Consider the following 11,972-nt stretch of genomic DNA (forward strand, 5'->3'; position numbering starts at 1 on the left):
ACGCGCCGTTCCCGCGCCGTTCACGGCGGACCGGGCACAAAGCCCTCAAGCGCCGCGTTCTTCTACGCGAAACGCGATTCGGGAGACTGGACATGCGCAAGTTGATCACCGCGGCCGCCACGGCCGCGATCCTCGCCACCAGCGGCATCGCCGCCACCGCGCCCGCCGAGGCGCAGCGCTGGGGCGGGCACCATGGCTACGGCTACGGCCATGGCTGGGGCGGCTATCGTGGCTATCGGCACGGCGGCGTGGGTGCCGGCACGGCGGTCGCGGCCGGTATTCTCGGCCTCGGCGTGGGCGCCGCGATCGCGTCGGCGGACCGGCCCTATTATGGCGGTGGCTATTACGCCTACGCCCCGCCCCCGCCGCCGGTCTACTACGCTCCGGCGCCCGTGCCCTACGGCTACTACGGCGGCGGCTACTACGGCTACTGATGCAATCGGGCGGCATTCGCGTCGCCCACCCGCTGAAACGATAAGGGTTCCGGCACTCGCGTGCCGGAACCCTTATGACGTCGGTCGGGCGATCAGGCCTTGTCGACCACGCCCTTGACGGCGCCCTTCACGTCACCCTTAGCCTGCTGCAGATGGCCCTTGCCTTCCTGCGCGGCACCCTCCGCCTGCAGGTTCGGATCGTTGCCGTCGCCGCCAACCGCCTGCTTCACCTTGCCCGCGACCTCGTTGGCCAGGCCCTTCGCCTTGTCGGTGAACTCGCCCATCTTCGTGATCTCCTGATCGTCACTCCACCGGAACAGAACGGGCGACGGCCGCGATCCGTTCCTGGCTGGTGGTTTGCGAAAGACGTGCTAGCGGCGGCGGATGCTCCCGCTCCTCGTCGCGCTCGCCGACGCGCCCGCCAGCACGCACGTCGGCGATGCGACAGAGGTCGTCGTCATCGGCGGAAGCCTGCCGCAGCCACCAGGCGAGGCGGCGTACGACGTCGCCACGATCGATCGCGACCGGCTCTCCTCCACCGCCTCCAACCGCGTCGAGGACGTGCTGCGCGACGTCGCGGGCTTCGCCCAGTTCCGCCGTTCCGACTCGCGATCGGCGCAGCCGACATCGCAGGGCGCGACGTTGCGCGGGCTCGGCGGGAACGCCTCCTCGCGCGCGCTGGTGACGCTGGATGGTGTGCCGTTCATCGATCCGTTCGGCGGCTATGTCAGCTTCTCCGCGGTCGATCCGCAACGGCTCGGCCTCGTGCGCGTCACGCGCGGCGGCGGCTCCGGGGTGGCGGGTCCCGGCGCGCTCGCCGGCACGATCGAGCTTACGAGCGCAAGTCCGGGCGATCTCGCGCCGCTGTGGGGCGACATAGCCTCTGGCAGCCGCTCGTCGGTGGACGCGCACGCCGGCGCCTCGGGGGCGATGGCGGGCGGCTTCGCCTTCGTCTCGGGAAGCTACGCGCAGGGCGACGGCTTTCGACCGATCACGGCCTCCTCGCGTGGGCCGATCGACGGCCGCGCGCCCTACGAGCAGGCGAGCGTCGCGGCGCGTGCCGTCATCCCCGTGGCGCCCGACGTCGAGCTCCAGGGCTCGGCGCTCGGTTTCGCCGATCACCGCACGCGCGCGCTGCCCGGCACGGCCAACGACACCAAGGGCGCCGATGCCAGCCTCCGCCTCGTCGCACGGGGTCGCTGGGGCGTCGACGCGCTCGCCTATTTGCAGGCGCGCACCTTCTCGGCGGGGTTCGCGTCGGCCAACGCCGCGCGCACCGCCGCCGCCGGGACGCTCGACCAGTATGGCGTGCCGTCCACCGGCGTCGGCGGCCGCATCGAGGTGAGGCCGCCGACCGGCGATCGCGTCCAGCTCCGCCTCGGCGCCGACGCCCGCCGCCTCGTCGGCGAGTCGGACGAACTCTACAGCTACGCGGGCGGGCTCCCGACTCGCGGCCGCGAGGCGGGCGGGCGCACGCTGACGCTGGGCGGCTTCGCCGACGCGAGCGCGGAGGCCGGCGACGTGACGCTCACCGCCGGCGCGCGGATCGATCGGTGGCGGATCGACGACGGCTTCCTGAACCAGCGCCTGCTCGCCACGCAGGCGCCGCTCACCGCCACCCGCTATCCCACGCGCACCGGCTGGCGGCCGACCGCACGGGGCGGCGCGGCGTGGAGGCCGGGAGGATCGGCGATCACGCTGCGCGGCGCGGCCTATCTCGGTTGGCGACTGCCGACGCTCAACGAGTTGTTTCGCCAGTATCGCGTCGGCACCGACGCGGTCGCCGCCAACGCCGGGCTGCGGCCCGAGCGGCTGCGGGGACTGGACGGCGGCGTCGACTACAATCCGCTGCCCAACCTCCACGTCGCCGCGACCGGCTTCGCCAACCGCCTGAGCGGCGCGATCGCAAACGTGACGATGGGCGCCGGCCCCGGCACCTTCCCGCAGGTCGGCTTCGTGACTGGCCGATACCAGGTGCGCGAGAACCTGCGCGCGATCGTGTCGCGCGGCGCCGAGCTCGACGCCCGGCTGGGCATCGGCGACTGGCGGCTGTCCGCCTCCTATGCCTACACCGACGCGCGCGTGTCGGCGCCCGGCCTGCCGCTCGACGGCAAGCGGCCGGCGGAAGCGGCGAAGCACCAGGCCTCCGCCACGATCGGTTGGGCGCCCGCGCTCGGCCCGGCGCTGTCGACGACGTTACGCTACGCCGGGCCGCAGTTCGACGACGACCTGGAGACGGTGCGCCTCAAGAGCGCGGTGACGCTCGACATGGTGGCGAGCGTGCCGCTGGCGCGCGGCTTCGTGGCGGTCGCCCGCGCGGAGAATATCGGCAACGCCCGCGTCGAGGCGGCGATCAGCTCGGGTGTCGTCGAGCGGGCGACCCCGCGCACGCTGTGGATCGGGCTGCGCTACGGCGAGCGGGGAAGCTGACCGCGTCCCATCAGCCCAGCAGCCGCCGGCGCGCGGCCTCATACTCGCGCGCCAGCCGCGCCACCAGCTCACCGGCGGACACGACGGCGTCGACCGCGCCGATGCCCTGCCCGCAGCCCCAGATGTCGCGCCACGCCTTCTTGTCGCCGCCGGTCAGCTCCGCGAAGTCCATCTTCGAGGGATCGCTCGTCGGCAGACGGTCGGGATCGAGGCCCGAGGCGCGGATACTGGGCGCGAGATAGTTGCCGTGCACGCCGGTGAAGAGGTTGGAGTAGACGATGTCCGCTGCCCCGCCCTCGACGATCATCGCCTTGTAGCGCGCGTCCGCATCGGCCTCCTCGGTCGCGATGAACGGCGAGCCGACATAGGCGAGGTCCGCGCCCGCGGCCTGCGCCGCCAGGATGGCGTCTCCGGTCGCGATCGCGCCCGATAATGCCAGCGGCCCGTCGAACCAGCGTCGAATCTCGGTGACGAGCGCGAACGGGCTCAGCGTGCCGGCATGGCCCCCCGCCCCTGCCGCCACCGCAATCAGCCCGTCCGCGCCCTTCTCCACCGCCTTCCTGGCGTAGCGGTCGTCGGTGACGTCGTGGAACACGACGCCGCCATAGGAGTGGACGGCCGCGATCACCTCCTCTTTGGCGCCGAGCGAAATGATGACGATCGGCACGCGATGCTTCACCACCAACGCGAGATCGCCCGCGAGACGCAGGTTGGAGCGGTGGACGATCAGGTTGACGGCGAAAGGCGCGTCGGCCGGCGTCAGCTCCGCGTTAAGGCGCGCGAGCCACGCGTCCAGCACGCCTTCGCCGCGCGCGTTCAGCGACGGGAAGGATCCGACGATCCCGGCCCGGCACTCCGCCAGCACCAGCTCGGGCTTGGAGACGATGAACATCGGCGCCGCCACCGCAGGGATCGTCAGACGCCCTTGCAGGGCGGTCGGTAGCGGCATGGGGGGATCTCCGGTTCTGCGCCCGCATACCCGAGACGCAGAGCCGAGCAAGCATCCGTGACGCAGCTCGATGCCGCCAATGCCTGTTCGGCCGGAAGCTACAAGGAGATCACAGACCGTGCGCTACGCGACATGGCGCATCGCGACGAACCGTGGTTGCAGCCAAGAGCTTCTTCCTTGGGGAACAGGCACCGAACAGCCGGCTGCTCGCGCGCGATACGTCAGGCGGTCAGCAGGCGACCATCGACGACGGTGACGGGCCACGGCGTCAGCCCTGCACCGCCGCACGGGCCGCCGAGGCAACCGCCATCGACCGGATCGAACAGCGCGCCGTGCCAGGCGCAGGCGACCGCCCCGCCGCCAGGGGCCAGATAGGCGTCGAGCCGGCGCGCCAGCGGCAGGCCGGCGTGGGGACAGCGATCGACGAAGCCGCTGACGCCGCCCTCGTGCCGGACGACGAAGCCGTGGAAGCGGCCCGCGCGCATCTGCAGCACGAAGCCGCGCGCGCCAGCTTGCGGAACATCGTCGAGCGCGCAGAGCGTGACCCCGGCGGGAGTGGCCGTCAGCCGTTCGTCGCCGCTCACGTCGGATCGGCGTCGGGCTGCGCCTCGGGTGCGGCGGCGGCGACCTCGGGGATGGCGCGTAGCGCCGCGTCGGCGGCCACCAGCCTGGCGTAGGATGCGAGATCGATCCCGAAACGGCGGGCCGAGTAGAGCTGCGGCGCGAGGAAGCAATCCGCCAGCGTCGGATCGTCACCGTAGCAGAAGCGCCCGCCGTGCCGCTCGGCAAGCGTTTCGAGCGCGGCGAACCCGTCGCCCATCCAGCGCGCAAGCCACGCGTCTCGCGTCGGATCGGACGCGCCAAGCTCACGCTTCAGATACTGGAGCACGCGCAGGTTCTGGAGCGGATGGATGTCGCACGCGATCGCGGCCGCCATCGCCCTCACCGTCGCGCGGCCCACGCGGTCGCGAGGCAGCAGCGGCGGCTCGGGATAGGTCTCGTCGAGCCACTCGATAATAGCGCCGCTCTGCGTGACGACCGTACCGTTCGCCTCCAGCGCCGGCACCAGTCCCTGCGGATTGAGCGCGAGGTAGCCCGAGTCGCGCTGCGAGCCGGTCCGCAGATCGTGCACGCGGTTCTCAAAGGCGAGGCGCTTGAGCGCGAGCGCGATGCGGACGCGATACGCGGCCCCGGAGCGCCAATAGCCGTGGAGAATCACGCGGCCACCGGCCTCTACGCGTCGACCTGGATCACGCCGCGCCGGATCTGGTCGAGCTCGATCGACTCGAACAGCGCCTGGAAGTTGCCGTTGCCGAAGCCTTCGTTGCCCTTCCTCTGGATGATCTCGAAGAAGATCGGTCCGATCACGGGCTCGGTGAAGATCTGGAGGAGCAGCCCCTCGCCCCCAACGTCACCGTCGATCAGGATGCGGTTCCTGCGCATCCGCTCCAAATCCTCGCCGTGGCCCGGCACGCGCTTGTCGACGAGCTCGTAATATGTGTCGATCGTGTCCTGCAGCTTGACGCCACGCGCGCGCAGCCGTTCCACCGTATCGAAGATGTCGGGCGTGGTGAGCGCGAGATGCTGGATGCCCTCACCCTTATACTCGCGAATGAACTCCTCGATCTGGCTGTTCTCGTCCTGGCTCTCGTTCAGCGGGATTCGGATCGCGCGATCGGGCGCGATCATCGCCTGGCTGAAGAGTCCGGTCGCCTGACCCTTGATGTTGAAGTATTTCTGCTCCTCGAAGTTGAAGAGCGTGCGGTAGAACTCGCTCCACACCCGCATCTGCCCGCGCCGGACGTTATGGGTGAGGTGATCGAGCAGGTCGAGGCCAACCGAGTTGCGCTGCTCCGCCTCGCACCAGCCGGGATGTTCCGCCCAGTCGGCGTAGAGATCGGCATCGTCCGCGACGAAGTAGAGGTAGGAGCCGCCGATGCCCTGGATGACGGTATCGTCCTCGTCGGTGCGCTTGGCGCCATGCTCCAGCGCCCACCGCATGGCCGCCGCGGGATCCGAGACGCGGAACGCCATTGCGCTCGCCGACGGACCATGCTCGCCCCGGAACGCCGCGACGCGACCCGCCTCGTCGCGATTGAGCATCAGGTTGATGCGGCCTTGCTTGTAGCGGGTGATGTTCTTGGTGGGATGGCGATGCGTGCCGGTGAAGCCCATCGCCTCGAACTGCGCCGCCAGCGCGGCGGGATCGGGCGAGGTGAACTCGACGAACTCGAAGCCGTTGAGCCCGAGCGGGTTGTCGGCGACGGGCGGGTTGATGGCGGCGGCAGCGGTCGACATGGCCTTCTCCAGGATCAGGCTATTGCAACGATCAAGATGGCGCGTCGGTACGATGGTGTCAAATGATACGAAATCGCGATGAACGATCCGACGCTTAGTCTCGATACCTTCCTCCCGTATCGATTGTCCTTCGCATCCAACCGGATAAGCGAGCACGTCGCCACCGCCTACCAGGAGCATGGCCTCTCCATCCCACAATGGCGCGTCATCGCCATCATCGCGGAAGAGGACGGGATGACTCAGGCGGCGATCTGCGCGCGTGGTGGCTTCGACAAGGTCACGGTCAGCCGCGCGGCGATCGCGCTCGTCCAGCGCGGCTTGGTGGCCCGCGAGGCGCACGCCCGGGATGGTCGCGCCCGCATTCTCCGGCTGACGAACGCCGGCCGCTCGCTTCATGCCCGGATCGCACCGAGGCTGCTCGCGATGGAGGCGGCGCTGCTCTCAGGCTTCGAGCCGGAGGAGGTCGCGACGCTCGCCGCATTGCTGGGCCGGCTGGGCGACGCGGTGCCCTGAAGGCGCGACGAGCGGCGCATGAACCGGGACAGACCCTAAAGAAGATCATGGTCTCGGCCGGCTCGCGATGCCATGAAAGCGGCACAACACGAGAACAGACCAGCAGGATGCCACCGCCGCTCTTCCGATTCGCCGGCCGCGCGCTGGACGGATACCGCCTGCTCGTCGCAGAGGACGACGTGCTGACCGCCGACGCCCTGTGCGCGACGATCCGCGACGCCGGTGGCGAGGTCGTCGGCCCCACTGGAAGCCTCGCCGACGCGGTCCGCCTCGCCACGTGCGAGCCGATCGATTGCGCGATCGTCGACATGGGCCTGGATGGCGGCCAGGCCACGCCGCTCGTCGACCTGCTGCTGAGCGAGGCGGTGCCGATCATCCTGGCGACCGCGGCCGAGCGCGACGAGCTACCGCGCGCCTACTGGCGGCTGCACCTGCTGCGAAAGCCTTACTCGCCCGCGACGCTGGTGGACTGCGCCATGTTGGCGCTCGGCGACGGCGGCCTGATCGCGCCCGGTCAGATCAGGCCGGCGAGCGGGCTCGACGGATCGGCGTAGCGGCGCACGCCCATCCGCCCGGCGCGATAGGAGAGCCGACCCGCCTCCACCGCCGCCTTCATCGCGCGCGCCATCAGGATCGGGTCCTTGGCCTCGGCGATCGCGGTGTTCATCAGCACGCCGTCGCAGCCGAGCTCCATCGCCACCGCCGCGTCCGATGCCGCGCCCACGCCGGCGTCGACCAGCACGGGCACCTTCGCTCCCTCCACGATCAGCCGGATCGTCACGCGGTTCTGGATGCCTAGCCCCGATCCGATCGGCGCGCCCAGCGGCATCACCGCCACCGCGCCGGCATCCTCCAACCTCCTCGCCGCGATCGGGTCGTCGACGCAGTAGACCATCGGCAGGAAGCCTTCCTTCGCCAGGATGTCGGTCGCGCGGAGCGTCTCGACCATGTCGGGATACAGCGTGCGCGCCTCGCCCAGTACCTCCAGCTTCACGAGATCCCAGCCGCCTGCCTCTCGCGCCAGCCTGAGCGTGCGGATCGCGTCGTCGGCGGTGAAGCAGCCGGCGGTGTTGGGCAGGTAGGTGAAGCGCTTCGGATCGATGAAGTCGGTCAGCATCGGGGCGCCGCGGTCGGACACGTTGACGCGGCGAACCGCCACCGTGACGATCTCCGCGCCCGACGCTTCCAACGCGGCGGCGTTCTGCGCGAAATCCTTGTACTTGCCCGTGCCGACGATCAGCCGCGAGCGGAAGCTGCGGCCAGCGACTGCCCAGCCGTCCTCGACGACCGGCGCGACATGGTCCCCACCACCGACGAAATGGACGATCTCCAGGTCGTCGCCATCCTCGACACGCACGTTGGCGAGCGTCGAACGCGGCACCACCTCCAGGTTGCGCTCAACCGCTACCTTGGTGGGCTCAAGCCCCAGCTCGTGGGCCAGCTCGGCGAGCGTGATGCCGTCGCGCACGCGGCGATGCTCGCCATTGACGCGGATGGAAAGGGTGCCGTCGGTGGTCATGCGATCCTCGACTGGAGTGATGCCGGCATATAGGGGGTGGCGCCATGCCCGCCACCGTCTTCGTCCTCAACGGCCCCAACCTCAACCTGCTGGGCGCGCGCGAGCCTGAGATCTACGGCGCGGACACACTCGACGACATCGCTGGCATGGTCGAGGACCGTGCACGCGAACTCGGGCTAGAAGTCGATATTCGCCAGTCCAACCACGAAGGCCATCTCGTCGACTGGGTTCAGGAGGCGCAGGCGATCGGAGCCAGGGCAGTGATCCTTAACGCCGGCGGTTACACCCACACTTCGGTTGCGCTCCACGATGCGATCAAGGCGGTGTCGGTGCCGGTGATCGAGGTCCACCTTTCCAATCCACATGCGCGCGAGGGCTTCCGGCATCGCAGCTACGTCGGTCGTGTCGCGCGTGGCACGATCGCAGGGTTCGGCCCGATGGGCTACCTGCTGGCGCTGGACGCGGCCGCCAAGCTCTGACAGGAGCGCGGGCTTGATTGCGAAAGGTTTTCCAGGATGAGCGACGCGCCCGCGGGCAACGGCGCCCCCATGCAGATCGACGCCGGATTGGTCCGCCAGCTCGCCGAGCTGCTGGACACCACGCGGCTGACCGAGGTGGAGGTGCAGGACGGTGACCGCCGCATCCGCGTCGCCCGCACCGTCTCGATGGCGGCTCCCGCGCCCGCCTATGCGGTCGCTCCCGCGCCGCCGCCGGCCGCCGCCCTCGCGCCTCCGCCCGCCGGGTCCATCGCGCAGCCGGCGCTCGCCGCACCGAGCGAGCATCCGGGCACGGTCAAGTCGCCGATGGTGGGCACCGTCTATCTCGCCTCAGAACCCGGCGCAGCGCCGTTCGCGGCGATCGGCGCGCAGGTCTCGCCCGGCGAGACGCTGCTGATCGTCGAGGCCATGAAGGTAATGAACCCGATCGTCGCACCCCGCGCCGGGCGGGTGACGCAGGTGCTGGTTGAGAACGGTCAGCCCGTCGAGTTCGACCAGCCGCTCGTTGTCGTCGAGTAGGCCCGTGCCGATCGAGAAGGTCCTGATCGCCAATCGCGGCGAGATCGCGCTCCGGATCCACCGCGCCTGCCACGAGATGGGCATCAAGACGGTGGCGGTGCACTCCACCACCGACGCCGACGCGATGCACGTCCGCCTGGCCGATCAGGCGGTGTGCATCGGGCCGCCGGCGGCCGCCGACAGCTATCTCAACATACCAAATATCATCGCGGCGGCCGAGATCTCGGGCGCCGACGCGATCCATCCCGGCTACGGTTTCCTCTCCGAGAACGCGCGCTTCGCCGAGATCGTCGAGAGCCACAACCTCATCTTCATCGGGCCCAAGCCCGAGCACATCCGCACGATGGGCGACAAGATCGAGGCCAAGCTCACCGCCGCCAAGCTCGGACTGCCGCTCGTCCCCGGCTCCGACGGTCCGCTCAACACGGTGGAGGAGGCGCGCGCCGTCGCAACGCACATCGGCTACCCGGTGCTCATCAAGGCGGCGTCGGGCGGCGGCGGGCGCGGCATGAAGGTGGTCGAGAGCGAGGACCAGCTCGAGACGCTGATGGCGCAGGCGGGATCGGAGGCGAAGGCCGCGTTCGGCGATGCCACCGTCTACATGGAGAAATATCTCTCCGATCCCCGCCATATCGAGTTCCAGGTGTTCGGCGACGGCAACGGCCAGGCGATCCACCTCGGCGAACGCGACTGCTCGCTCCAGCGCCGCCACCAGAAGGTGCTGGAGGAGTGCCCCTCCCCCGTCATCGGCATCGCCGAGCGCGAGGAGATGGGCGCGGTCGTCGCCAACGCCATGGCCGAGATGAGCTACCGCGGCGCGGGCACGATCGAGTTCCTCTACGAGCAAGGCCGCTTCTACTTCATCGAGATGAACACCCGCCTCCAGGTCGAGCATCCCGTCACCGAGATGGTGACGGGCCTCGACCTGGTGCGCGAGCAGATCCGCATCGCTGACGGCTACCTGCTGACGCTTCCGCCAGGAGGACGTGCGCTTCCGTGGCCACGCGATCGAGTGCCGGATAAACGCCGAGCATCCGCGCACCTTCGCGCCCTCGCCCGGCCTGGTGAAGGGCTACCACGCGCCCGGCGGCATGAACGTCCGCGTCGATAGCGGGCTCTACGCGGGCTATCGCATTCCGCCCTATTACGACTCGATGGTCGCCAAGCTGATCGTCTGGGGCCATACGCGCGAGGGCGCGCTGCGGCGCCTCCGCCGGTCACTGGAAGAGTTCGTGATCGACGGGGTGACGACCACCATCCCGCTCCACCAGGCGCTGCTCGACGATCCCGAGTTCCAGGACGGCGACTATACCATCAAGTGGCTGGAGCAGTGGCTTCAGCGGCAGGACTAGAGCGAGCGCGCGGCGGGCCGGTCAGAGCAACGGGCTCACCATCTGCGCCAGGTTCTCCGCGACGCGCGCGACGCGCGGCCGCCGCCGCCACTCGTCCAGCGTCAGCGGATCGCTGGCCGCGATGTAGCCGCGCTGGACCTGCTCAATTCGCTCGATCGCGTCGGCGTCGAGCAGTAGCAGGCTCACCTCCTCGTTGAGCTGGAAGGAGCGCAGGTCGACGTTGCTCGATCCCACGATCGCCAGCCGCCGGTCGATCGAGACGCTCTTCGCATGCAGCAGATAGTCGCGGTAGCGGTGGATGCGCACGCCCTCCGCAAGAACGGCCTCGTAGTAGGAGCATTGCGCGAGGTGGACGAGGCGCTGGTCCACCACCGCCGAGACGATGAGGTCGATCTCCACGCCCCTCGCCCGCGCGGTACGCATCGCGGAGACCAGCGCGTCGTCGGGGATCAGGTAAGGCGTGACGATCGTCACCCGGTCCATGGCCGCGTGGATCTGCCACACCAGCATCGTCTCGAAGCCTTCGAGCCGATAGTCGGCGCCCGAAGGTAGCATCTGGAGCACGGCGTCGCCGGTGGCGGGGGGCACCACCGTCTCCTCGTCGAGCAGCACCTCCGTCTCCAGATACCAGTCGGCGAGGAACACCGCGTTCATCTCCGCCACCACCGGCCCCGTCACGCGGACCAGCATCTCGCGGTTGACGACGCCGGGTCGGAAGTCCCTGGCGACGATGTTCTGCGATCCGACATAGCCGATCGTGCCGTCGATCAGGAACAGCTTGCGATGGTTGCGCATGTCGCGTCGCGTCCGCGCGCGGATCAGGTGGAAGGGCAGCGCCTCCTGCACGGTCGCGCCAGCCGCCTTGAGCTTGGCGAGCGTGCCGCGCCGCCATTTGTGCGAGCCCACGGGATCGAACATGACGTGGACGGGCAGGCCGCGCGCGCGGGCGCGGGCGAGCGCGTCGATCACCTTCGTCGCGGTCGCGTCGTCGGCGAGGATGTAGGAGAGGATACGGACGGCTGTGGTGGCGGCGTCGATGTCCGCGACGAGCCGGTCGATGCCGGCGTCGTAATCGTCGATCAGGTCGAACGCGTTGCCGCCGACCGCCGGCATCAGGCCCAGCGTCCGCGCGAGCGCCGGGATGCCGGCATCCGCGATTGCTGCCTTCGGTGCCTCGGCGAGAAGTCGCGCGGACAGCTCCTCGAACATCGGGGTCAGCCTGACGAAGCGCTGCGCCCGCCACTCCGGAAAGCGCGGCCGCCCGATCAGCCAGAACAGGATCAGGCCGGGGATCGGCAGCAGGAGGATCAGCAGCAGCCATCCGCGCGTCGCCGCCGCCCCGCGCCGCAGCGGCACGACGAACAGCATGACGAGGCGGATCGACCATTCGACGATCTCGTAGAGCGTGCCGGGGTAGGCGGCCGGAAGATCGAGAAGGCTCATGCGCGGGCGAATGCCGCG

Annotated in this window: 13 protein-coding genes and 1 pseudogene; 7 read left to right on the forward strand and 7 right to left on the reverse strand. The window is 69.8% G+C overall.

The window, feature by feature from the left end:
• The first annotated feature begins 92 nt into the window (after positions 1 to 92).
• Complete coding sequence (locus tag ACOFKX_RS02605) at positions 93 to 434, forward strand: hypothetical protein (protein WP_419825539.1); 342 nt, start codon at positions 93 to 95, stop codon at positions 432 to 434.
• Between the two features lie 92 nt (positions 435 to 526).
• Here the strand turns inward: ACOFKX_RS02605 and ACOFKX_RS02610 are convergent, their stop codons facing one another.
• The gene (locus ACOFKX_RS02610; protein ID WP_419825540.1) at positions 527 to 718 is read right to left on the reverse strand and encodes a CsbD family protein; all 192 of its coding nucleotides are present in this window, start codon (positions 716 to 718) and stop codon (positions 527 to 529) included.
• A gap of 100 nt (positions 719 to 818) precedes the next feature.
• Between ACOFKX_RS02610 and ACOFKX_RS02615 the strand changes: the two genes are divergently transcribed.
• Complete coding sequence (locus ACOFKX_RS02615; protein WP_419825541.1) at positions 819 to 2,864, forward strand: TonB-dependent receptor; 2,046 nt, start codon at positions 819 to 821, stop codon at positions 2,862 to 2,864.
• A gap of 10 nt (positions 2,865 to 2,874) precedes the next feature.
• Here the strand turns inward: ACOFKX_RS02615 and ACOFKX_RS02620 are convergent, their stop codons facing one another.
• The 4 genes from ACOFKX_RS02620 to hppD form a co-directional block, all read right to left on the reverse strand.
• Positions 2,875 to 3,813 (reverse strand): NAD(P)H-dependent flavin oxidoreductase, encoded by a 939-nt coding sequence (locus ACOFKX_RS02620; protein WP_419825542.1) that lies wholly within the window; start codon positions 3,811 to 3,813, stop codon positions 2,875 to 2,877.
• Between the two features lie 221 nt (positions 3,814 to 4,034).
• On the reverse strand, positions 4,035 to 4,397 hold the full coding sequence (locus tag ACOFKX_RS02625; protein ID WP_419825543.1) for a Rieske (2Fe-2S) protein: 363 nt from the start codon (positions 4,395 to 4,397) through the stop codon (positions 4,035 to 4,037).
• Positions 4,394 to 5,032 (reverse strand): maleylacetoacetate isomerase, encoded by a 639-nt coding sequence (gene maiA, locus ACOFKX_RS02630; protein ID WP_419825544.1) that lies wholly within the window; start codon positions 5,030 to 5,032, stop codon positions 4,394 to 4,396. Before maiA ends, ACOFKX_RS02625 begins: the two co-directional genes overlap by 4 nt.
• A gap of 14 nt (positions 5,033 to 5,046) precedes the next feature.
• Entirely contained in the window at positions 5,047 to 6,111 is a 1,065-nt protein-coding gene (gene hppD / locus ACOFKX_RS02635) for a 4-hydroxyphenylpyruvate dioxygenase (RefSeq protein WP_419825545.1), read from the reverse strand.
• 78 nt (positions 6,112 to 6,189) lie between these two features.
• Between hppD and ACOFKX_RS02640 the strand changes: the two genes are divergently transcribed.
• Both ACOFKX_RS02640 and ACOFKX_RS02645 read left to right on the forward strand, forming a co-directional pair.
• Positions 6,190 to 6,624 carry a MarR family winged helix-turn-helix transcriptional regulator gene (locus tag ACOFKX_RS02640; protein WP_419825546.1) on the forward strand — a complete coding sequence of 145 codons (435 nt, stop codon included), beginning with the start codon at positions 6,190 to 6,192 and terminating at the stop codon, positions 6,622 to 6,624.
• Between the two features lie 107 nt (positions 6,625 to 6,731).
• Positions 6,732 to 7,178, forward strand: coding sequence for a response regulator (locus ACOFKX_RS02645; protein ID WP_419825547.1), 447 nt, complete (start codon positions 6,732 to 6,734; stop codon positions 7,176 to 7,178).
• Here ACOFKX_RS02645 and thiS read toward each other — a convergent pair.
• Positions 7,139 to 8,143: a sulfur carrier protein ThiS gene (gene thiS, locus ACOFKX_RS02650; protein WP_419825548.1), complete on the reverse strand. Its 1,005-nt coding sequence runs from the start codon at positions 8,141 to 8,143 to the stop codon at positions 7,139 to 7,141. The genes ACOFKX_RS02645 and thiS overlap by 40 nt on opposite strands.
• Positions 8,144 to 8,187: 44 nt before the next feature.
• On the opposite strand from thiS, the gene aroQ reads away from it, so the two are divergent.
• From aroQ to accC, 3 genes and pseudogenes are all read left to right on the forward strand, one after another.
• Positions 8,188 to 8,622: a type II 3-dehydroquinate dehydratase gene (aroQ, locus tag ACOFKX_RS02655; RefSeq protein WP_419825549.1), complete on the forward strand. Its 435-nt coding sequence runs from the start codon at positions 8,188 to 8,190 to the stop codon at positions 8,620 to 8,622.
• A 36-nt stretch (positions 8,623 to 8,658) separates the two neighbouring features.
• Positions 8,659 to 9,159 (forward strand): acetyl-CoA carboxylase biotin carboxyl carrier protein, encoded by a 501-nt coding sequence (accB, locus tag ACOFKX_RS02660; RefSeq protein ID WP_419825550.1) that lies wholly within the window; start codon positions 8,659 to 8,661, stop codon positions 9,157 to 9,159.
• Positions 9,160 to 9,163: 4 nt separating this feature from the next.
• Positions 9,164 to 10,511 (forward strand): annotated as a pseudogene (accC, locus tag ACOFKX_RS02665) (acetyl-CoA carboxylase biotin carboxylase subunit).
• A gap of 21 nt (positions 10,512 to 10,532) precedes the next feature.
• Here the strand turns inward: accC and ACOFKX_RS02670 are convergent.
• The gene (locus tag ACOFKX_RS02670; RefSeq protein WP_419825551.1) at positions 10,533 to 11,954 is read right to left on the reverse strand and encodes a phospholipase D-like domain-containing protein; all 1,422 of its coding nucleotides are present in this window, start codon (positions 11,952 to 11,954) and stop codon (positions 10,533 to 10,535) included.
• Positions 11,955 to 11,972: the final 18 nt, after the last annotated feature.

Origin of the sequence: Sphingomonas sp. (assembly GCF_965200105.1) — a bacterium.
GTDB lineage: Bacteria > Pseudomonadota > Alphaproteobacteria > Sphingomonadales > Sphingomonadaceae > Solisphingomonas.